This is a genomic window from Bacillus sp. SD127 (genome assembly GCF_058566445.1).
On record NZ_CP191226.1, the window covers coordinates 105,531 to 128,811 of the forward strand.

Consider the following 23,281-nt stretch of genomic DNA (forward strand, 5'->3'; position numbering starts at 1 on the left):
AGTAGAACTTAAATTGGAAGTGATAACATGTCAGAAGAAAAGGAAATTGCAAAAAAAATAATATCATCGGGATATTTTGCTAGTCAAATACCAGGTGAATTTAAATCTACTACTTTAAGTGAGAATATAGATAAACTTGAATTAACAAAATCCAGACTATCAAAAGATGGTTTAAACAAATGGTGTAAACTAATAGATTATTCAATACCAAAAACGGAAAACTTCAGGAGAATTTTATCGGTTCCACACCCCCTGCATTACATATTGTTAGCGAGATTAATTGAAGATAAATGGGTAAATTTAGAGTCACACTTTTCAAAGTCACAATTTTCTTTAACCACTCCACAAATTTCTGAGGATAGAATAGAACCAAAATATGAAATGTCTGAGAAGATTAATAGAAGGATACATAACCTTGTATTAAAAAGGTATATTTTACAAGCTGATATTACAAGATATTATCCAAGTATTTACACTCACTCTATTCCGTGGGCACTACACACTAAAGAGATTGCAAAAGCAAATCCTAGAGATGATGGGTACTTTGGTAATGTGATTGATAGATTGGTAAGGAATCTACAGGATGGACAAACTGTAGGAATTCCTATTGGTCCAGTCGTATCGCTAATAATACAAGAAATAGTCGGTACAACAATTGATGATGAATTTAAAAGAGAATATGGCGATGGTTTAGTAGGTTATAGATATACAGATGACATGGAATATTATTTTAGCTCATCAGAAGAAGCTGAAAGAGCCCTAAATATTTTAAATAAAATCCTAAAAAATTATGGACTAGATTTAAATAATTCAAAGACTAAAGTAATTAAAATACCGCAAGTTTTGGAATCTGAGTGGTTATATTACTTTAAAAAGTATGAATTTAGAAGAAATAAAAAGGATAAGAGAAAATCAATAAATCTGCAGCGTACGGATATAAAAGAATTCTTTAGTACAGCTTTTAGATATAAGATTCAATCAGATGAAAAGGGAATTTTAAACTATGCAGTAAAAGTTTTGAGGGGTGTTGTGATATATAGAGAGAATTGGTATATATTTGAATCGTTACTATTACAATCCATCCTTGTAGATTCATCAATTATACCTACAGTATTTGAAACTATTGAAGGGTATAAATATAGGGGATATCCATTAAACAATGAAAGGATAAAAAGCTTTATTAATGTTCTTATTAAAGATAATGTGGAGTTAAGAAATGACTTTGAGGTATCATGGGCTCTTAGTTTTGCCGCAAAGTTGGATATTTCTATAGACGAAGATGTAAGTAAGCTATTGTTAAGGAATGATAATGCAATAATAAATATATTGGTAATGATATTAAATTCAAAGAACCTTTTAAATGGGGATTCAGATTTTTCATATTATGAAACACTTCTTACAGAAGAGAGTCTTTATGATAGTAATTGGCTCTTCTATTATGAGTGCTGTTTTCATGGTTGGCTAGGTAAAGACAAAAATAATCAACATTTTAAAGATGACAAGTTTTTTGAACAGCTTTTGAATAACAATGTATCATTTGTTGACCCGACTTACTCTAGAGTGTTAGAGGAAGTAAAAAAGTCAATCATTTCTTTATGCCTTAAACACTATAAAACTAATATGAAGACCTTAGAATCAGAGGAAATTATGTCAAAAGTAATTGAAGAATACTCTTTTTCAATAAAAGGTGATTTAATAGAGGAATTGAATATTGAGTTGGAGAATGAAATTAATAAAATAAACACTGCTAAAGGAACGGAAGAAGACACAGAGGAAGCTGAAGGAACGGAAGAAGACACAGAGGAAGCTGAAGGAACGGAAGAAGACACAGAGGAAGCTGAAGGAACGGAAGAAGACACAGAGGAAGCTGAAGGAACGGAAGAAGACACAGAGGAAGCTGAAGGAACGGAAGAAGACACAGAGGAAGCTGAAGGAACGGAAGAAGACACAGAGGAAGCTGAAGGAACGGAAGAAGACACAGAGGAAGCTGAAGGAACGGAAGAAGACACAGAGGAAGCTGAAGGAACGGAAGAAGACACAGAGGAAGCTGAAGGAACGGAAGAAGACACAGAGGAAGCTGAAGGAACGGAAGAAGAAATAGAGGAAGTTCCTGAAGCAACTACGGTACAAGGGAATGATACCAACTGGCTCTTTTATTTCTTAACAACAAATGTAAACAAAGCGTCTAACATTAGAAGATATATAATTGAAGAAGAGTATTGAGTTTTTTCTCATTTAGATACATCACGGTGAACCTTATCATAAGTGAATAGAGGCTTATGTATGGGGTAAATATTTTGTTAAGTCGCATACTAGGCTCTATGTAATATTACCAAGGACCCTTTAAGTATTAAGGCTTTTACAATAATCTGTGGTGATATCCTCAATTTTCTTGATAGTTTATAAGCTTTACATAATATTTATCTTGCCCATTAGTCATAATTAGCACCAGTTTTTCTGGTGCTGTTTATGACTTGGTTGTCGGCTGAACATAATTTCTTTTATGCATTCTAGAGCATAAAAGAAAAAAACTGACTATTCGCAAGGTTCTAGAGTAGCACTATTATTTAAAGTATGGTGGAGAAAGCAAAAGCAAAAGCAAACGGTTTAAATCCGTATACTATCTTAGCATATGAGTAGCTTCCCAATTTGGAACTCCTTGGTCCATCACTATCTTGGTCAATAAGACTTCTTGTAATTAGCGTAAACAATACTCCAAGTCCCGACCTTCTGAAAGGTACTTGGCGATTTGCTCTCTAAGGTCATATAATAAGCGCAATTTAAGTCTAAGAAAAAGCAAGAAGAAGGAAATCACAATAAAAATGTCAAATTACTACAAGAGTCCTAGATTGGTAGGTGATAAAAATGGCTACAGACCATTCTGCTTCAGGTCAGGCATTAGGATATATGTATCAATTTGACCGAGCAACCTATAGACTATTTCAATCAGAAGTCGATGTTATTGAAATAGGGGTTGAGGATATAGATGATGTCAGTGTTCACAAGGTTAGTGGAAAGAAAATATATGAACAAGACAAATCTACCGTAAATACAGGATCACCATTGTCAGACCGGAGTGTGGCTTTATGGAAAACATTACATATATGGGCTGAATTAGTCGTGAATGATCCCGCAATTCTAAATAATGCGGAGTTCCATTTAGTGACAAATGGAACTTTGTCAAAAAAATGCCTTGCTCGGAGCATACAAGAAGCCGTAGATGAAAAGTCTTCAAAAGTTGTCTGCGATAAATTACGCAATATGATCACAACACTAAGAGAAGATTTGGTTCCATATGGTAGTACATTAAAAAAATTAAATGACCAATTATTAAAGAAAATGTTAATAAAAATTTTAGTATTTGATAATATGTGCCCTAAATTTGGAGGTAATCTTGAAGAGATTCAAGCCATTAGAGTATTTGAGCCTGAGATAAAAATAAGTCTTTTTGACCAGATGGGCGGATGGGTAAAAAGAAAGATAAGGGAATTAGTTCAAACTGGACACCAGCCTAGAATAAGACGGGAAGATTTTGATAAAGAGCTCAGAGGGTTAGTGAGAAGGGTGTCAGTAGCACGCTTATCGGCGCTTGTAGTACCTTTTGATTCAAATGTTGATATTAGCAGATATGAGTCACATGGTTTTGTTAAACAACTAGATTGGATAAGTATTGATGAGGAGTCAATAAGGGAAGCTATTTTAGATTATATTCATGCTCAAGATACAAGAATTATCTGGACCGATAAAAATGCGGTTTCAGAAACAGCACTTACGCTATACGAAAGAGATCTCAAAAAATCATGGGCAACCGCACGAAGAAGAGCACTTAGACAGTCACTTGAGACAGATGAACTCAAAGGTCAGGAATGTTTGGACTTAACGCTAGAGCAGGATAGTTATATTCATAATGAAATTATGCCAAAGACCATTACTAGCGGTAACTTTCATGCACTGGCTCATTTCACCGAAAAGCAGGAACCTGTTATTGGTTGGCATCCACAATTTAAATCATTATCGAAAGGAATATGAATGATGATGGGAACATTACTTCGTGAATACGAGATAATGCAAAACCCTGCACTTGGAGCAAGTGCACTTTGGGCATTCTCACAAGGTTTTTTATCTAGGCAGTCAGAAAAAGTGAGATTACTAACACTGTGGCATTTAGTTAGTGTTCTTCCTCTTGTTTATCAAGAAACTAGCAGGAAAATGATTCTTAAGAGGAGAGAAGCTTCAGGTTTGCGATCTATCTTAGATCGCGACATAAAAAATTCTATAGCACAAAACGAAGCAGTATTTGATATTAATTCACGATTGCAGGCTATGGAGGAAAGGACATTTCGCTCTTTAAATATAGCAATTGCGTCTAAGCTAATAGCTCTTGAAGAAGGTTATTTCTCTTCTTCACTACCATTCAAGCTTCCCAAGAATGTTTCAGTTGAAACTAAAGAAATATTGAAGGCAGCAAATAAGCTAGGGATATGGGCTGGCGGAATGTCTGATTTTGAATATTTGACCGTGTTAGGGGTTGAGCCTTTAAAATGAACTTTTCAATATTGAAGTTAATAATTTGGTCGAAAAAAGTGGATAAAGCCCCAAGAGTTTTAGAATTTAAACCTGGGGCGATTAATTATATAACAGGTTCTAGTCGTAGTGGGAAATCTGCGATTATCGAAATCATAGATTATTGCTTAGGGTCAAAAGGTTGTTCAATTCCTAAAATCGGTCCAATAAGGAAATACTCATCTTGGTATGGACTGTTATTTAGTACCGTTGAAGGAGAAAAATTGTTCGCAAGGCGAGATCCGCTAGAGCAGGATTCAACAGATAATTATTTTATCTTAGAAGGAGCTCCTATTACTATTCCGGATTTTCCTGAGAAAAATGCTAATCGTGATCAGGCAAAGGGAATATTAGAAAGACATGCTCAGATTCCTCAGTCGAACTCTGACTTTAACGGGTCAGGTAGTGGTTACAAAGGAAGGGCATCTATTTCGGATATGACTGCGTTTATGTTTCAGCCACAAAGGATTGTTGCAAATAATGAGACTATGTTTTTCGAAGCAGATATTGAAGAACATGCCAGAAAGCTTAGAGAAATATTTCCTCTTGTATTAGGGGTTGTAGATGCTGAGACATTGATCAAACAACATCGACTTCAAGAAGTAAGAAGATTGATCGAACGTAAACAACGTCAATTGGAAGCACTGAAAATTAATATTGAAAATTTTTCAGGGGAAGTAAGAGGGAGATATATCGCAGCAAGTCAGTATGGATTTATTCCCGCATTGAGTATCAAAGACACAAATACAAAGGTTTTGTTCGAAAGACTAAAAAATTTAATCTCAAAGTGGAAATCTGACACCAACTACTGGGATGCAGATGGACATGACTTAAATACTGAGGAACTTTCATCTTTGCGTGAAGAGGAAAGTACCCTTAAGGCAGAAATAACTACTTTACGTGTTAGGCTCACTCAATTGAAAGAGCTATCTTTAGCTAGAGCAACCTCAGAAAGGAATATTTTAAGACAAAAAGATCGGCTTTCCTCAACTTCTTGGCTTGTCGAAAAATTGGTATCTCAACATGAATGTCCATTATGTGGAAATGAGACCAATACCCATGCTAAAGAACTTAAAAAACTTGTTGAAACAACTAAAAAAGTTGAGGCTCAATGGAAAGCAATTGAGCTTGTTCCCCCCATGTTAGACGCTGAAGAATTAGAACTTCGAAAACAAATAGCTGCTAAGGAATCAAAGCTACAACAAGTAAAAGCTGAACGAGAGTACTTACAGGAAGAAACTGAAGAAATGCAAGCAACAAGGGAACAACGTGCGATGTACATTGGACGACTCACAGAATTTATTAATTTACATAAATCTTTGAGTGATGAGGGTACATTTGCAAATGAAATAGCTACATTAAAAGAGGAAGAGGCTGAGTTGTTAAAGTCTGTAGATCTTCAAGCTTTCGCCCAAAGGAAAGAAACTGCTTTGTTTAAGTTTTCAAGATTTGCAGGACATTATGGGAACATTTTGGATTTGGAAACGGGGGGTGACTTAATTCAACTCGATACCAACAAATTGTCGATACGAGTGATAGATGATAAAGGTAGAGCGGCTTGGATGCGTGAGATTGGTAGTGGTGCTAACTGGCTAGGTTATCATATTGCGACATTACTAGCGTTACATGAATTGTTTATTAGTCAGGATATACCATATGTTCCGAGTCTTTTAGCAATTGATCAACCTAGTCAAACTCATTTTCCTGATAGAACTGATTCAGATTCTGAGTATGAGGAACTTCAAGCTGTAAGTAAGGTATTCAAAGCCCTTTCCTCTGGAATTAAAAGAACAAATGGAAAACTACAAGTAATTGTTAGTGAGCATGCGGGTAAAGATGTAATCGGTGATCTTGAGAATGTGAACATCGTTGAGAGGTGGCGTTATGGAAGGAAGTTAATACCTTGGCACTGGAATGACGAGATGCCAATTGAATTGCTAGGTCAGAATTCAAATGCGCAATTTGCAGCAGAAGACTTGCTTGAAACAATAATTAAACCCTCATTTGAAAGAGAGATCGGGTATCAAGAAGGAAGCATTGAAATAATTGATGCTATCTTTGAAGAAAAGGGCCTTTCGTTTAATGCTCAATTATTAGGTGATAATAAAAAATTACTTTTTTCTGGACTTATTGATTTTGATTTGAATATTAAACTAGAATTAACAATGTAGAATCAAAACAGTGGCTATTACCTTTTGATATTGTATAACATCAATTTTGTAGAAACAGCTGTCTTGAGAAGGGTAAAGAATGCAGTTTTTTCAATAATTAAGATATTTCTGTTCATAACTTTCAAGCACTGTCCAAAAATCGTTTCCGTACAGCATCTGGTCCTGCAGAGTGATATAGCTTAGATGAATATATGCATTATTGTCTGCAAGTTTAGCAGTAGCAATTGCTATAAACTAGAAAGAGTTTTTTAATTCAATAAGATTTCTTAGTGTAAATGCCCTGAGAGTGATTTATAGGGTAGTGTACATCGAAATACTTTATAAATATTGACGGTGGGGGTCATAAATGGAGTGTAAAACATGTCGAAAATCTATAATTAACTCTTATACTTTTTGCCCTTTTTGTGGTCATGCTATTGCCCAGAACAATAATATTGTTAATACGATAACAACAGGAGACAATAGTATAAATGTCGGGGTGGGAAATAACGGAAAACAAGATGTCTATATTGATAATATTAATGTTATTAATGAAAACGATGAGTTAGTTGTTAGATATAGAGAACAAATTGATGGCAAAGTTATTGGTGGATTAAATGGTTTTAAGCGTAAATTTGAAATTGCAGGTTTCTTATCAATTGTATCTGCATTAGTAACTATAATAGATTATTTGATCACGAAATCTAATTTTACATTTTTATTTATTTTATGTGCTGTTTCCTTGCTTATATATGCTGTTGATAATAAACACAAGTATTTAGATTTAAAAACCAGTGGCGTATTTTACAAATTAAAGACCCCTAAATTAATTGATAAAGATGGTGACATATATAAAATAAAAAAATATGGCACTTGTCCTATCTGTAATGGGAAAGTTTATATTTATTATGACAATAATATTAAGCGCACCCTAGGAAAATGTGAAAATAGTAATGATCATCTATATACATATGATCATACAATTGATGCTGGAGTTCCTTATGTAGTTTTCGACATTTATCAGGCAAAGTAGTAATACTAAAATTATAGACTTTTATATCATATAAAGGATAGTAATTAATCGGGGAATATGTTAAATATTACAGAAATCCAAAAGTGACAAAAGGGGATAACGGACTAATTGGTTAACATTATTCTTTCATCAGGGCTCTTCCTCCTAGTCATAGATATAGTTAACATCATACCTTGTTCTCCAGCTGAAAAGTTGGAACCTAAAAGGAAGTGTCATTGTCCACTGGTCATGGTGGATGCACCAGTATGTTATATTTAATTACCTTGATGACGCCGATATGGTACAGCGGCGTCATCTTATTGGTAATCGCTCAATGGCATTGTGCTAGACATTGGTTATAGATGTGCAAGGACTTATTTTACCATCCCTTAAATTCGATGTGTTGTTTGACACTGGATTTTTCCTAATATTTCTTTCAAAAAGATAATTTCTATTTAACCTTTACAACAAAAAACTATTAGCCTGCACAACAAACTGCGACTGCATAATTATAAGAAATCTTCGAGTAATCAAACGGCTGCCCCATTGTTCAGATGAAAAATACTCTCTATATATACAGCTTTGATAGTCCAGCTCTCAGTCCCAAATACTCCGCTTCTTCCTCATTAAGCTGTCTCACATGGAGAAACAAATATAAAAACCAATTTTAATCCTAAAGGCACGATTCTAAAAAAATCTGGTTTCCCACAGCTGTTGGAAGTAAACTATTGTTTATTTTTCTTTCACCATATTTAGTGAAATCTGTAATAGTATCCAAAGAAAGATGATAGCTAGTATTGCATGAATGATGATTTTGTACATTTCGACCACTTTCCATAGTTAGTAACAATGGAAAGTGGTCCTCTTTATCTTTATGAGAAGCAAGGTTTTTCTAATAACGTTCTTCTGTTTGGTCATAAAACGATTCCTCCCTCTCCTGTTATCTTTTAACGCTTTATAAGCATTATAAAGCTCTGATATCTCTCTGAGAGTAGCGTCCGGATAAGAAGTCCATAATGGCAGCGCGTTTTCAGTTCCGAGAGTAGAACTTATGTTGTTTAGAACATTCCGGACTCTCAACGCCGACTCCGGCTATGTTGTGCAATGTCTTCCATTCACGAATTGTTTCGGTGCGATGCCGTATTTATTCGTAACCTCTTTCCCCGAAGAATTTCCCTCATACATTCTGAAAGTCTGTTTATTTATGAATTCTTTTGAGTACCATTTTCCAGTCATGAAAAAACTCCCCAAGGCAAAAATATTTTTTGTCTACCTTTAGGGGAGTATATAATCATCTTCTAACCCTTATATTCACTCACTTCATATACCGATACTCCCGCAAACTCTCTAAAATAGCCACCTCCTGCAACAGTTCCTCACCGACATTCGTTTCCTTCACTTTCTTCCGCTCAAGCTCTTTGTCCACTAATCGCTTCACCGTTAAGACATCGGTTCCGGTGCTTAGGACCTCTGCCTTGGAGTTGAAGTGTTTATGGGCGACGAGCTGCATGCCGTAGGAGTTGTATAACAGCGTGTAGCCGGCGATGCCTGTTGTGGATTGGTAGGCTTTGGAGAAGCCGCCGTCGATGACGATCATTTTTCCGTTTGCTTTGATTGGATCTTCTCCTTCGATTTCTTTTACGGGTGTATGGCCGTTGATGATATGGCCATGATCTGGATTGAGGCCGAATTCTGCCAGGATGTTTCGGCAGGTTGCCTCGTCTTCGCGTAAATAATAATACGGGTTTTTCTTTTCTTTATGCGTTTCCTTCTCTTTAATGAAATACCGCTCAAATGTTGTCATGGCGCGTTTTCCGAAGAGGGAGGAATACTCGCCTGTCCATAAATACCAAGCCATATCTGTCGCCAGATCATCGGTTTCTTCCGGGTGGGCAAACGCTTCCCGCAAGAATCGTTCAAATACATCGAGCAGCTCACGGCCCGCATACGATTTATCCTCAATCATCATCGTTTCCATATTGCCGTTTTTATCGACAGGAATACAGCCATGGATTAACAGGTTGCCGTTATATTTTAAATAGAGGCTGCCTTTTTTCATCATAAAATTCATATGGCGGCCCAGCTTTTCGGAATGCTGGACAGAGAATAGCAGCTTGTCTATGACTTCTGCTTCTTCTTCTAATAGCTGATCTGGCTGTTCCGGATTAACCGTCGCAAAGCAGGTGTTTTCCAGTTGATATGTTTTTCCGTTTAGCGTGATTTCGTTTTTGTCATAATCTATTTTCTCTAATAACAGCCGTTCCTCCATATTAAAGTTCGGCCGTCTCTTGATAATCGGGCTCTCAAGCTTGAATTGGATCATGGCAATCGCTTGATGGATTTTTGTGATTTGCTTAATCTCATCCTCTGGCCTGTTGTCGTCTGCTTTTGGACGGAACGCTGGATTATCATCGTAATATTTTTCGGCCAGATTCATCAGCGGTCTTAAATTGATGCCGTACACATCTTCAATAATGTCCAGGTTGTCATAGCGAGCACAGATACGGATAATATTAGCCAGACATACTTTGGAACCGGAGTAGGCACCGATCCAAAGGACATCGTGATTTCCCCACTGAATATCGACAGAATGATAATTGATTAGCTCCTCCATAATCCGATCCGGCTGCGGTCCGCGGTCGTAAATATCGCCGACCACATGCAGATGGTCGACCACCAGTCGCTGAACGCTGTACGCAAGGCCGGTGATCAGCTTATCGGCTTGGCCAAGTTCAATGATCTGGTCTATGATTTCGGAGTAATATTGCTCCTTGTTGCCAGCTTGTTCTGTTTTGTATAGCAGCTCCTCCGTAATATAAGCAAACTGGGCAGGCAGTGCTTTACGCAGTTTGGAGCGGGTATACTTCGAGGAGCAATAAGAAACGAGCTTAATCATTCTGTTAATCGTTTTTTTATACCACTCGTTTAACGCATCTTTCGCATCAAAATCATGTTTGATTAACTTCAGTTTGTCTTCCGGATAATAGACCAATGCTGCTAATTCATCAATTTCTCTATCGTAAATGACACCGCTGAAAATGTCGCGTATCTTCTCTTTGACTCGTCCCGAACCATTACGCAGCACGTGCTGGAATGCCTGATACTCCCCGTGCAAATCACTGACAAAATGCTCGGTGCCTTTTGGCAGGTTGAGTATCGCTTTCAAATTAATGATTTCCGTTACCACTTTTTCTTCACAATCGTATTTTTGTGCGAGTAAATCTAAGTACTTGCTTTCCAAAACCATCCATCCCCTTTTTAGAATAAACCCCTATTTATGAGCATGTGCATATCAGGATAATTTAAAAGTATGTCATTATTTTTCATCATTGGACCTTTATATGATAGTACCGCATAACTCCTTTTAGAGACAATGAAAATGAGGGAATGAGGGCGGCGAAATGAGTGCGTATAAAATGGATGAATAAAGTGAAACACAAAAAAACCAGATTTCAGTACAAATCTGGTTTCCTATAGCCGTTCAATGCTTTTCTTTCGCCATCTTGATAAAGAGGAAAAAGATAATGAATACGATAAAGTAATTCATTGGATTCTTAAAGATGCTCATCTCTAGTGAAATCTGTAATAGAATCCAGAGTACGAAGATGGCTAGTATTGCAGGAATGATGATTTTGTACATGTCGACCACCTTCCATAGTTGATGAAAGAAGAGGGGTGTTTTTTCATTAGAAGCAAGATGCAGCTGCCCTACAACAAAAAACTATTCGCCTGCACCACAAACTGCGACTGCTCATAATGATAAGAGATTTTCGAGAAATCAAACGGCTGCCCATTTGTCAGATGAAAAATACTTTCTATATAAAGCTTGGGCAGTCCAGCCTTCAGCCCCAAGAACTCCGCTTCTTCCTCATTAAGCTGGCCCACATGAAGAAACAAATCAGAAAAGCCAATCTTCAGTCCCAATCCTTCCCGGATGTAATGAAAGATTGAGTGAGACACAATTTCCTTGTTCAAGTACGTCACGATGGATTTGTTGTAATAGGATTCTTCGAAGCATAGGGTTTGTCCGTTGATATAGCGGACCCTTTTGACATAGTAGACGTCTTCATCAAGTCCGATGTTGAGGTTTTCTGCCGCTTCCGGTGTTGGTTTTCTCACGTCCAGCTCAATGACCTTTGAGGTGACATTGAAATCCTCGAGGTCTTTTTTAAATCCTTGATTCGACAGGAGGCTGATGTAGCCTTTTCGTTTATGCTTTCGGACGAAAATGCCGCTTCCTCTGAGCTGAAAGATCGCGCCTTTTTGTTCCAGTAGATCCAGAGACTTTGTGATTGTGCTTTTGCTGACCTCAAACTGGGCCATGAGGGTTTCTAGCACTGGCAGCTTATCTCCCTGTTTAAGCTCGTGTTCTTCTATATACTTTTCGATTTCCGCTGCGATTTGCTGGTACTTTAACATACGCATTCCTCATTCATTCGTTTAGTTTCACTTGTCAAAATTATAGCATAAACCGCTTACAGAAATGATAAAGGTATAAATACTTTGTTAGAGTATTGATAAATTATACCGGTACAATTATAATGAAAGCGTAACCAAAATAAAGGGGTGGGTGAAAATGTCGGGGAATGTGAGAGATTATACCAGACTAGCGAAAGACATTTTGGAGGCCGTAGGCGGGGAAGAGAATGTGATAGGGGCTTCTCGCTGCGCTACCAGGCTTCGCTTGGTGCTAAAGCGGTCTAAGCCGCAAGCGAAGGATATCGTAAAATCCATGCCCGGCGTGATTACGGTCGTGGAGAACAGCGGCCAATTTCAGATTGTCATTGGACAGCACGTAGGGGACGTTTTCGAAGCGTTTTCGAAGCTGGTCAATATTGATCTGTCCGATGAACAGAGCGAAAATAAAGGAACGATCCTGAACCGTGTTATCGCAACCATGTCAGCGGTATTTGCGCCATTTGTGTACATTTTGGCTGCGGCCGGTATTTTGCAAGGTGCATTAATTATCATTAATTTATTGTTTGATGGCTTTGAGAAAACGGGAACTTATCAGGTTTTTAGTTTCATATCATGGGCGCCGTTTACGTTTTTGCCTATTTTTATCGCGATTACGGCATCAAAGCATTTTAAGACCAACACGTATATCGCTGTAGCGTGCTGTGCCGCGTTAGTCAGTCCTACATGGGCGGAGATGGCAGCTCAAATCGCAGACGGAAAGAGCATTTCCTTCTTAGGGATTGCTTTATCGCAAACGACATACACATCTTCCGTGCTGCCGCCATTATTTCTAGTGTGGATGTTGTCTTACCTTGAACGATTCTTGAATAAGAGAATGAACGAAGTGATCAGACCGTTATTTGTTCCTTTCCTATGTATGGTCATTATGGTGCCAGTAACAATTGTCCTTATTGGTCCTGTGACAACGCTAGGCGCAAATGGGATTGCGAACGGTTACAACTTCTTGGCGGAAAACGTGCCGGCTTTGGCTGGAGCCATCATCGGCGCATTCTGGCAGGTCATCGTGATCTTTGGCGTACATTGGGGCATTACGCCTATGGTATTGGCGAACTATGATCTATACGGACGGGATTCATTCCAGGCGTATCAAACGATTGCGGTGGTTGCACAGGTTGGCGCAGTGCTTGGCGTTATCTTAAAGGCGAGAAATAAGGAAACGAGAAAAGTCAGTGTGTCAGCTGGGGTGACCGGACTGTTTGGCATTACTGAGCCGGCGATCTACGGTGTGACCTTAAGATTTAAGAAGCCGTTTATCTTTGGCTGTATTTCCGGGGCGGTTGGAGCCATCACGGCCAGTTTCTTTAATCCGTATTACTTTGCGTATGCCGGACTTCCGGGACCTCTGACGATCGTGAATGGCATCAATGAACAATTCCCGACGTCCATCTGGGGTATTTTAATCGGTGCTGCGATTGCGGTGATTCTTCCTGTTGTGCTGATTCAGATCTTTGGCTATGGTGATGATACAGCTGCACAGCCGGAAAAGGAAAGTCTTCAAACGGCACAGGCAAATGAAGAAACCGTATATGCTCCGTTTAGCGGCAAGGTCATTCCGCTTTCTAAGGTGCCTGATGAGGTATTCAGCTCAGGTGCCATGGGACAAGGCTTGGCGATCGAGCCATCCGATAATAAGCTCTATGCTCCGTTTGACGGAACCGTCGTCATGGTCGCGCCTACAAAGCATGCGATCGGTCTGCGTTCAACCTCTGGTGTTGAATTGCTTGTGCACATCGGGCTGGATACAGTGACGTTAGACGGAACTCCTTTTGCCTTAAAGGTGAAAGAGGGAGATACAGTCAAAAAAGGCGAGGTGCTTGCTGAGTTTGATAAAGCACTCATTGAACAGAATGGGTTAACAACGATTACCCCAGTCATCATCACGAATTCACATGCGTATCAGGAAATTCTCATCGAGGATCTTGAAGTAAGTGCGTTAGACCAAAAATTATTTACAGTCGTAAGCTAGGGAGGAATATAAGATGGAAAAAATGCCGAAGGATTTCTTATGGGGCGGCGCTTTAGCTGCCCACCAATTTGAAGGCGGATGGAATCAGGGCGGTAAAGGGCCAAGTGTCGTCGATGTGATGACAGCGGGTGCGCACGGCGTACCGAGAAAAATCACGGATTCCATTGAAGAGAACGAATTTTATCCGAACCATGAAGCCATTGATTTTTATCACAGATACAAGGAAGATATCGCTTTGTTTGCGGAAATGGGATTAAAATGCTTGCGGACGTCCATCGGCTGGAGCCGGATTTTCCCGAAAGGCGATGAGGCTGAACCGAACGAAGAAGGCTTGCAGTTCTACGATAATGTATTTGATGAATTGCTGAAGCATGGAATCGAGCCGGTGATTACCCTGTCTCATTTTGAACTTCCGCTGCATCTGGCAAGAGAATACGGCGGCTTCAGAAATCGCAAAGTCGTAGACTTTTTCGTCAAATTTGCTGAGGTTTGCTTCAACCGATATAAAGATAAAGTGAAGTACTGGATGACATTCAATGAGATCAATAACCAGATGGATGTGAACAACCCTCTGTTCCTATGGACGAACTCAGGAGTTGTGGTCGGAGAAAATGAAAATGCCAAGGAAGTCATGTACCAAACGGCGCACCATGAGTTACTTGCAAGCGCATTGGCAGTGGCAAAAGGAAAAGAAATCAACCCTGAGTTCCAAATTGGGGCTATGGTGTCACACGTGCCAATTTATCCTTACTCCGCTAATCCGGAAGATGTGATGCTTGCTGAAGAAGAAATGAGACAGCGTTATTTCTTCCCGGATGTGCAGGTTCGCGGTTATTATCCAAAGTATGCGCTAAAAGAGTTTGAAAGAGAAGGATACAATATCACGATCGAAGATGGCGATGACGAGATTTTGAGAAATGGAACAGTCGATTATTTGGGCTTCAGTTATTATATGTCGACAACTGTGAAAAGCGATGTCGAAAATGACAATACGGGAGATGTCGTAAACGGCGGGCTGCCGAATAGTGTTGAAAATCCGTACATCACATCCAGTGACTGGGGCTGGGCGATTGATCCGACTGGTTTAAGATACACATTAAATCGTCTCTATGATCGATACCAAATTCCATTATTCATCGTTGAAAACGGCTTTGGGGCGGTTGATACGCTTGAAGAGGACGGTACCATCCATGATCCGGAACGTATTCAATATTTAAAATCACATATTGAAGCACTGGAAAAAGCGGTCACTTATGACGGTGTAGATTTAATCGGCTATACGCCGTGGGGCATTATTGATATCGTCTCCTTCACAACAGGCGAAATGAAAAAACGCTACGGCATGATCTATGTCGATCGTGACAACGAAGGAAACGGATCCATGAAGCGGTATAAGAAGGATTCATTTGAGTGGTACAAAAACGTCATTCAAACGAATGGTGAGGAATTATAAAGCAGATGGGCCGAATCGAGCACTTAACCGAAGTGCCTGGTTCGGGTTTTTGATGTGCAAAAAAAGCCGCTATACTGCAGCTCGAGCAGCATAGCGGCTTTTCATATTAGTTACGGATAAGGTAATCAAACGCGCCTAAAGCGGCAGTCGCTCCTGATCCCATTGAAATAATGATTTGGTTGTAAGGACCGTCTGTGCAGTCGCCGGCAGCGAATAAGCCTGGGACGCTTGTAGCGCCATTTTTGTCGACTACGATTTCGCCGATGCGGTTACGTTCAACGGTTTCGTCTAACCATTCAGTGTTTGGCACGAGACCGATTTGGACGAATACACCTTGGAGTTCAACGTGTTTTTCTTCGCCTGTTTCGCGGTCTGTGTATGTGATGCCGTTTACGCTTTGATCGCCTGTGATTTCTTTTGTTTGTGCATTTTTGAGTACAGTGACGTTTGGCAGGCTGTAGAGACGTTTTTGCAAGACTTCGTCTGCCTTCAGTTCCGGCGCGAACTCTAGCACAGTGACGTGATTAACAATACCTGCAAGATCAATCGCTGCTTCGATACCAGAGTTTCCGCCGCCGATAACGGCTACGTCTTTGCCTTCAAACAATGGTCCATCACAGTGCGGGCAGTATGCGACACCTTTGTTTTTGAACTCTTGTTCACCAGGTACGTTGACATTGCGCCAGCGGGCACCTGTTGAAAGGATGACTGTTTTACTTTTCAGGACAGCACCGTTTTCGAGTTCAAGTTCGAACAGATCTTTTTTCTCAAGTCGTTTTGCGCGCTGAAGGTTCATGACATCAATATCATATTCCTTCACGTGCTCTTCAAGACTTGCAGCAAGCTTCGGTCCTTCAGTTGCTTTTACGCTGATGAAGTTTTCGATGCTCAGTGTGTCGAGAACCTGTCCGCCGAAGCGTTCAGCGACAACACCTGTGCGGATTCCTTTACGTGCCGTATAAATGGCTGCACTTGCGCCGGCAGGTCCGCCGCCGACAACAAGAACGTCGTAAGGATCTTTGTCAGCGAACTCAGATGCATCTGCGCCGCTGCCCATTTTCGCAAGAATCTCTTCGAGGGTCATACGGCCGCTTCCGAAGGATTCGCCGTTTAGGTAAACCGTTGGCACTGCCATAATGTTTTTGCTTTCAACTTCTGATTTGTATGCCGCACCGTCAATCATAGTGTGAGTGATGTTCGGGTTCAGTACGCTCATCATGTTTAAAGCTTGTACAACATCAGGACAGTTGTGGCATGTCAGGCTGATATAAGATTCAAAGTGGTATTCACCGCTGATCTTCTTCACCTGATCAATGACTTTCTGATCTACCTTAGGCGGTCTGCCGCTCACTTGGAGCAACGCCAACACTAATGATGTGAATTCGTGGCCCAGAGGAATACCGGCGAAAGTGACGCCAGTGTCTTCTCCGACGCGGTTCACACTGAAGCTTGGCGTTCTGTTCAATTCAGCTTTTTCAACAGTGATTTTAGATGACATGGAAGCCAGCTCATCAACGAGAGCCAGCATGTCCTTAGAAGTGTCATCTTCACCTGCACTCACTTTGAGAACAATGTCGTTCTCAATTAGCTGCATGTATTGATTTAATTGTGCTTTGATATTTGGATCAAGTACCAATTGAATGCACTCCTTAGATTTTACCTACTAGATCAAGGCTAGGTGTAAGAGTTTCGCCGCCTTCTTCCCATTTAGCCGGGCAAACTTCACCTGGGTTTTGACGAACGTATTGTGCTGCTTTTACTTTGCTGATCAGGTTGCTTGCGTCACGGCCGATACCGCCTGCATTGATTTCAACAGTTTGGATCACGCCATCTGGATCGATGATGAATGTTCCGCGGTCAGCAAGACCAGATTCTTCGTCAAGAACATCGAAGTTGCGAGAGATCGTTTGAGATGGGTCACCGATCATTGCGTAAGTGATTTTGCCGATTTTTTCAGAGCTGTCATGCCAGCCTTTGTGTACGAAGTGAGTATCTGTAGAGATAGAGTACACTTCAACACCTAATTCTTTAAGTGCAGCGTATTGGTTTTGAAGATCTTCAAGCTCAGTTGGGCATACGAAAGAGAAATCTGCTGGGTAGAAGCAGAATACGCTCCATTGACCTTTTAGAGATTCGTTTGTTACATCGATGAATTCACCGTTTTTGAATGCTTTTGCTTCGAATGGTTGTACTTCTTTACCGATTAAAGACATAATGTTATTCCTCCTAAAAATGGTTTAGAAAGCAATAGTGCTTTCAATAATAATTCTAATTATATATGAATTATTAATTAATATATATTTTTTGTCAAGACAAAACCCCTTAATTATTTTCTCTTTTTCCTTTCATCGTGTAGGAAAGTGCTGGTGTGATCAGCATAAATTGCACTTTGACAAATATTCAAATTTTATATGTCTGATTCTCAATTAGTTGTGATATGTGAGTTTAGCCTATAAAAAAAGCTGGCAGCTGGTATAAAAGCTCCAGCTGTCAGCCTTATCTATTAGTTTGCATCAGACCAATTGGTATGGAAAACGCCATCCATATCTGTCCGCTCGTACGTATGGGCGCCGAAATAATCGCGCTGCGCCTGTAACAGGTTGGCGTTGGAACGCCCTGTGCGGTAGCCGTCGTAGTAAGAGAGCGCGGTGCTTAAGCATGGGAATGCGCTTCCGGCGCTGATTCCCTCGCAAACGACTTTTCGCATGCCTGTCTGATAAGCTTTAAGCTTTTCTGAAAAATAAGGTGCAATCAGCAGGTTTGAGAGATCTGGCTGCTCTTGGAATGCTTCGCTGATGACGTTCAGGAAATCCGCGCGGATGATGCAGCCGCCGCGGAAAATCAAAGCGATGTCTTTAAGCGGCAGGTTCCATCCGTAAAGCTCAGATGACATTTTATATTGAGCAAAGCCTTGTGCGTAGGCGCATACTTTTCCCATGTATAAGGCTTGTCTGACGTATTCGATCCAGAGATCCTTATCGTAATGTTTTTCCTCTGTTTCCGGACCGGCTAACAATGGTTCAGCCGCCATACGTTCTTCTTTTAAGGACGACAGGTAGCGGGCAAACAAGGACTCGGTGATAATAGCGGATGGAATGCCGTTATCAATAGCTTGCATGCTTGTCCATTTTCCTGTGCCTTTCTGGCCGGTTTTATCAAGAATGACATCGATCAGCGGCTGACCTGTATGTTCGTCCTTTTTCCGTAAAATCTCCGCTGTAATCTCTATTAAATAGCTTTTCAGCTCACCTTGATTCCACATTTCAAAGATGCTGGCGATTTCTTCGAGCGGCAGACGAAGCGTTTCTCTAAGAAATGTATAGGCTTCAGCAATCAGCTGCATATCTGCATACTCAATGCCGTTGTGCACCATTTTTGTAAAGTGCCCTGCCCCTTTTGGTCCGATGTAGACACAGCATGGGTCTTCTCCGACTTGTGCGGCGATTTTGGTCAGGATCGGAGCGGCTTTTTCATAAACGTCTCGATCTCCGCCCGGCATGATGGAAGGCCCTTTTAATGCGCCGACTTCACCGCCGGAAATGCCGATTCCCAAGTAGCCGATTCCTTTTTCCTTCAGCTCGTCATATCTTCTTTCTGTGTCTTCGTAGTGGGAGTTGCCTCCGTCCATGATGACGTCTCCTTCTTCAAGCAAAGGCATTAACGAATGGATGACGGAATCGACCGGTTTTCCCGCTGTGACCATCAGAAAGATTTTTCTTGGTGTTTCTAGTGATTGAACAAAATCTTGAAGCTCGTAGTACGGGCTCAGCGATTGTCCATCCAGCTTTTTCACAAGCTGGTCCGTTAAATCCCTGGTGTAATTATAGACGGCGACTTTTTCGCCTTTATTTGCCATGTTTAAGGCGATATTGCTTCCCATTACGCCTAAGCCTATGACACCAATTGTATTGAACATGTGTGTTACATCTCCTTCATTAATTTCATACAACTAAACTTAACAATAATATAAATCCTAGTCCAGCAACGGAGATAATTGTTTCCAGCAAGGTCCATGTGGCAAATGTTTCTTTCATGCTTAATCCAAAGTATTCTTTGAACATCCAGAAGCCGGCATCGTTGACGTGTGAAGCGATGACGCTTCCTGCGCCTGTTGCGAGCACCACTAATGCAAGGTTGGCATCGGACTGTCCCAGCAATGGAATGACGAGCCCCGTCGTGCTTAATGCGGCAACGGTTGCTGATCCTAAGGAGATGCGCAGGATCGCTGCGATGAGCCATGCCAGCAGAATCGGTGATAATGCCGTTTCTTTGAATAGATCTGCTACGTAGTCGCCGACACCGCCGTTGATTAACACTTGTTTAAAGGCGCCGCCTCCCCCGATGATCAACAGCATCATGCCAATTTGCGAGATGGCTGTAGAACAAGAGTCCATGACGGTTTTGATTGGAATGTTGCGTGCGATTCCCATTGTGTAAACAGCAACGAGCAGTGAGATAATCATGGCAGTCGATGCATTCCCGATTAAACGGATGAAAGCCAGGAAACTGTTATCCGCAAATCCTATTGTTTCCTGAAGCAAATCAATGATGGTTGCGATCGACATGATGATAATCGGAAGCATTGCTGTAAACACACTGATTCCAAAGCCTGGTGTTTCTTCAAGCTTGAATGTTTTTTGTGTGCCGAGTGACGAAATATTTCCGTTTTTCGCAAATGATGCAGGGACGATTTTTTTCGCGAACTTTGTAAATATTGGCCCTGCAATCAGGACTGTCGGAACAGCAACAATGAAGCCGTACAGCAGTACTTCCCCGATATTTGCGCCGTATTCTCCGGCAATTGCTGTCGGTCCCGGGTGCGGCGGCAGGAACCCGTGTGTGACGGATAATGCTGCGACCATCGGAATACCGAGATATAAAATAGAAATCTTCAATTCTCTTGAAATAGCGAATACGATCGGGATTAATAGAACCAATCCTACTTCAAAGAACAACGCGATTCCGATAATAAAGGAAGCAATCACAACAGCCCACTGTATATTTTTCTCGCCGAATTTGTTGACGAGCGTCATTGCTATACGCTGTGCGCCGCCTGAATCAGCAATCAGCTTGCCCAGCATCGCACCGAGTCCGAAGATGAGTGCGATGTGGCCAAGTGTCCCCCCTATACCTTCTTCAATGGAACTGACAACTTTATCAAACGGCATCCCAAGTGCCAGTGCCACGCCGAATGATACGATCAGTAATGAAATAAATGTGTTTAATTTTAAGCCCATAATCAAAATCAGTAAAGCTAGGATCCCAAGTGCAACAATGATTAACGGCATGGTAATGCCCTCCCCTTCATGTCATGTGCTATTTGTGTGTAATTAGGCTTCTTTGATAATTTGCAATTTGGGTATATTGATTTTCTAATGATCTTGAGAGATTAATGAAAATCGGCATTAATGTTCTATATTCTTTGGCCGAATCTTCAATTGGCGTATGTCTGTACGTGCTGCCGACCATGTCGGACACGGCATCGAACGAATCGATTGTCCCTGTCGCATACAGGCCTAAAATGCAGGCGCCGAGACATGAACTTTCGTAGCTTTCGGGAACGACGACTTCAGATTCGAATATGTCCGACATCATTTGCCGCCAAACCTCTGATCTTGCAAAGCCGCCAGTCGCTTGAATTCGGGTGACCGGTCCGTCCATGCATTCTGTTAGCGCCAGGAACACAGTGTACAGGTTGTAAATGACCCCTTCTAATGCTGCACGTATCATATGTTCTTTTTTATGTGACATGGTCAGGCCGAAAAATGAGCCGCGTACATCCGGGTTCCATAACGGAGCGCGTTCCCCGGCAAGATACGGGTGGAACAGCAGGCCGTCAGAACCCGGTCTGACGCGTTCAGCAATCTTCGTCAGCACGTCATATGGGTCAATTCCCAGTCTTGTTGCTGTTTCGATTTCTGACGAAGCAAATTCATCTCTGATCCAGCGAAGAACGATGCCTCCATTGTTCACCGGACCGCCGATGACCCAATGCTTGTCCGTTAACGCGTAGCAGAAAATTCTCCCCTTTTCATCGGTTTGCGGCTGGTCGATAATGGTTCGGATAGCGCCGCTCGTACCGATCGTAACGGCGATTTCTCCTTTTTTAATGGCATTGACGCCGAGATTGGACAGTACGCCGTCGCTTGCGCCGATGACAAAAGGTGTTTCCGGATCGATTCCCATCTGGATCGCTAATTCCGGGCTGCAGTGCTGAAAGATCTCGGTTGTCGGCACGAGTTTGGATAAGTGATCCGGCGTAATGCCTGCGATCGTCAGTGCTTCCTCGTCCCAATCCAAGCTTTTCAGGTTCATCATCCCTGTCGCTGATGCCAATGAGTAATCGATTACATACTCATTAAATAGCTGTTTAAAAATGTACTCTTTGATGCCGATATATTTTTTGGCTTTAGAAGCAATTTCTTTTCGTTCGTTTGTGATCCATGTAATTTTGCTTAACGGTGACATTGGATGAATGGGTGTTCCTGTTCGTTTGTAAACCTCATGCCCATTGAGCTCATCTTTAATCTTATGCGCCCAGCCTTCGCTTCGGTTGTCTGCCCACGTGATGCATGGCGTTAGCGGCTGATCATTTTCGTCCATGGCAATGACGCTGTGCATGGCGCTGCTGAAGGAAATAAATGAGATTTGTTTTTCCGGGTGCTGTTTCGTGATTTTTGCTGTTGTATGGATGACAGCCTGAAAAATCTCTTCCGGATTTTGTTCAGCTGTTGAGATGTCCGGTGTATGGAGCGGGTAGCCGATGCTTTCTTTCTGTACCACGTCTCCGTTTTCAGTGAATAATACAGCCTTTGTGCTGGTCGTACCGATATCGATTCCTAACATATAACTAGTCATTTTGGTGTTCAGCTCCTTTTGCCAGCATTTGTTGTGAGAGCCAGAGGTCCTCTACTTTTTCTTGCACATCGTCAAAATTCTGGTGCAGAGACTGAACCATCAGCGCCCTGTCCTTTGTTTTGATCGCTTGAATATATAGCTCATGGTTGTCCAGAATCCTTGAGAAATCTTCGTACTTTTCCTTTAACCGTACCCGCATTGATAAAAGAATAAAGCTTTCCATTACGGGTTTTAGATTGTTCCAGATCATCTGAATGTATGAGTGATCAATGGCGCGGATAATCGTTTCATGGAATAACACATCCTGAAATGAAAACTCGTCCGCGTCCTCGTATTTGATGGAGACTTTCATTATTTCTAGAATCTTGCTGAGATCTTTGACTAAAGGCTCAACGTCGATTTTGACAAGCCGTTCAAAGACAAACGTTTCTAATAATAAACGCACGTCATATATTTCTGCGATTTCCTTTTCAGTTAACCCAATCACAACCGCTCCCATTCGTTCTAAACGAATGATTTTTTCGGAAGCCAGTATTTTTAACGCTTCGCGAACCGGCGAACGGCTTACGGAAAACTCAGCCGCGATTGTATTTTCTGATAGAATGGTACCGCTTTCAATCATGCCTGAAATAATTCGCATTCTCAGCTCGCAAGCAACGCGAACGCCGGTTGACGCTTTTGAAAGCCATTTTGCGGGATATAACAGGTCCTTGGAGTCTAGCATACGCTCACCTTCTTCACTAAGGAGTATACTTGTATACAAGTATGATAACGTGAATGTTTTATTAATGCAAACACTT

Annotated in this window: 16 protein-coding genes and 2 pseudogenes; 7 read left to right on the plus strand and 11 right to left on the minus strand. The window is 41.0% G+C overall.

From position 1 onward, the window contains the following. Positions 1-27 precede the first annotated feature (27 nt). From ACQVGS_RS00640 to ACQVGS_RS00660, 5 genes are all read left to right on the plus strand, one after another. The gene (locus ACQVGS_RS00640) at positions 28-2,223 is read left to right on the plus strand and encodes an RNA-directed DNA polymerase (protein ID WP_491830697.1); all 2,196 of its coding nucleotides are present in this window, start codon (positions 28-30) and stop codon (positions 2,221-2,223) included. Positions 2,224-2,865: 642 nt separating this feature from the next. Beyond that, positions 2,866-4,029 (plus strand): ABC-three component system protein, encoded by a 1,164-nt coding sequence (locus ACQVGS_RS00645; protein WP_491830699.1) that lies wholly within the window; start codon positions 2,866-2,868, stop codon positions 4,027-4,029. Further along, positions 4,030-4,545, plus strand: coding sequence for a three component ABC system middle component (locus ACQVGS_RS00650; RefSeq protein ID WP_231104825.1), 516 nt, complete (start codon positions 4,030-4,032; stop codon positions 4,543-4,545). Continuing rightward, positions 4,542-6,734, plus strand: coding sequence for a DUF3732 domain-containing protein (locus ACQVGS_RS00655; protein WP_491830702.1), 2,193 nt, complete (start codon positions 4,542-4,544; stop codon positions 6,732-6,734). The genes ACQVGS_RS00650 and ACQVGS_RS00655 overlap by 4 nt, the downstream gene beginning before the upstream one ends. 346 nt (positions 6,735-7,080) lie before the next feature. Continuing rightward, the gene (locus ACQVGS_RS00660) at positions 7,081-7,746 is read left to right on the plus strand and encodes a hypothetical protein (RefSeq protein ID WP_491830704.1); all 666 of its coding nucleotides are present in this window, start codon (positions 7,081-7,083) and stop codon (positions 7,744-7,746) included. Positions 7,747-8,187: 441 nt separating this feature from the next. Here ACQVGS_RS00660 and ACQVGS_RS00665 read toward each other — a convergent pair. The 5 genes and pseudogenes from ACQVGS_RS00665 to ACQVGS_RS00685 all read right to left on the minus strand — a co-directional run. Further along, a pseudogene (locus ACQVGS_RS00665) lies at positions 8,188-8,386 on the minus strand (UTRA domain-containing protein); the annotation flags it as partial. Between the two features lie 86 nt (positions 8,387-8,472). After that, positions 8,473-8,547 (minus strand): annotated as a pseudogene (locus ACQVGS_RS00670) (hypothetical protein); the annotation flags it as partial. A 493-nt stretch (positions 8,548-9,040) separates the two neighbouring features. Next, positions 9,041-10,966 carry a fructose-1,6-bisphosphatase gene (fbp, locus tag ACQVGS_RS00675; RefSeq protein ID WP_491830706.1) on the minus strand — a complete coding sequence of 642 codons (1,926 nt, stop codon included), beginning with the start codon at positions 10,964-10,966 and terminating at the stop codon, positions 9,041-9,043. A gap of 240 nt (positions 10,967-11,206) precedes the next feature. After that, on the minus strand, positions 11,207-11,365 hold the full coding sequence (locus ACQVGS_RS00680; RefSeq protein ID WP_010332572.1) for a hypothetical protein: 159 nt from the start codon (positions 11,363-11,365) through the stop codon (positions 11,207-11,209). Between the two features lie 68 nt (positions 11,366-11,433). Then, on the minus strand, positions 11,434-12,144 hold the full coding sequence (locus ACQVGS_RS00685) for a GntR family transcriptional regulator (protein ID WP_151174651.1): 711 nt from the start codon (positions 12,142-12,144) through the stop codon (positions 11,434-11,436). A gap of 157 nt (positions 12,145-12,301) precedes the next feature. On the opposite strand from ACQVGS_RS00685, the gene ACQVGS_RS00690 reads away from it, so the two are divergent. Together ACQVGS_RS00690 and bglA are read left to right on the plus strand one after the other, a co-directional pair. Further along, positions 12,302-14,170, plus strand: a complete 1,869-nt coding sequence (locus ACQVGS_RS00690) for a beta-glucoside-specific PTS transporter subunit IIABC (RefSeq protein ID WP_106019865.1) — start codon at positions 12,302-12,304, stop codon at positions 14,168-14,170. Positions 14,171-14,183: 13 nt separating this feature from the next. Further along, positions 14,184-15,623, plus strand: a complete 1,440-nt coding sequence (gene bglA / locus ACQVGS_RS00695; RefSeq protein WP_106019864.1) for a 6-phospho-beta-glucosidase BglA — start codon at positions 14,184-14,186, stop codon at positions 15,621-15,623. Between the two features lie 106 nt (positions 15,624-15,729). Here the strand turns inward: bglA and ahpF are convergent, their stop codons facing one another. The 6 genes from ahpF to gntR form a co-directional block, all read right to left on the minus strand. After that, a complete protein-coding gene (gene ahpF, locus ACQVGS_RS00700) occupies positions 15,730-17,259 on the minus strand; it encodes an alkyl hydroperoxide reductase subunit F (RefSeq protein WP_024123486.1) in 1,530 nt (509 codons plus the stop codon). 13 nt (positions 17,260-17,272) lie between these two features. Further along, the gene (gene ahpC / locus ACQVGS_RS00705; protein WP_024123485.1) at positions 17,273-17,836 is read right to left on the minus strand and encodes an alkyl hydroperoxide reductase subunit C; all 564 of its coding nucleotides are present in this window, start codon (positions 17,834-17,836) and stop codon (positions 17,273-17,275) included. 290 nt (positions 17,837-18,126) lie between these two features. Continuing rightward, a complete protein-coding gene (gene gnd, locus ACQVGS_RS00710; RefSeq protein WP_106019863.1) occupies positions 18,127-19,539 on the minus strand; it encodes a decarboxylating NADP(+)-dependent phosphogluconate dehydrogenase in 1,413 nt (470 codons plus the stop codon). 25 nt (positions 19,540-19,564) lie between these two features. Further along, positions 19,565-20,911 (minus strand): gluconate permease GntP, encoded by a 1,347-nt coding sequence (gene gntP, locus ACQVGS_RS00715; RefSeq protein WP_106019862.1) that lies wholly within the window; start codon positions 20,909-20,911, stop codon positions 19,565-19,567. A 28-nt stretch (positions 20,912-20,939) separates the two neighbouring features. Continuing rightward, positions 20,940-22,481: a gluconokinase gene (gene gntK, locus ACQVGS_RS00720; RefSeq protein WP_106019861.1), complete on the minus strand. Its 1,542-nt coding sequence runs from the start codon at positions 22,479-22,481 to the stop codon at positions 20,940-20,942. Continuing rightward, positions 22,474-23,205, minus strand: coding sequence for a gluconate operon transcriptional repressor GntR (gntR, locus tag ACQVGS_RS00725; RefSeq protein ID WP_010332563.1), 732 nt, complete (start codon positions 23,203-23,205; stop codon positions 22,474-22,476). The genes gntK and gntR overlap by 8 nt, the downstream gene beginning before the upstream one ends. Between the last annotated feature and the right edge of the window lie 76 nt (positions 23,206-23,281).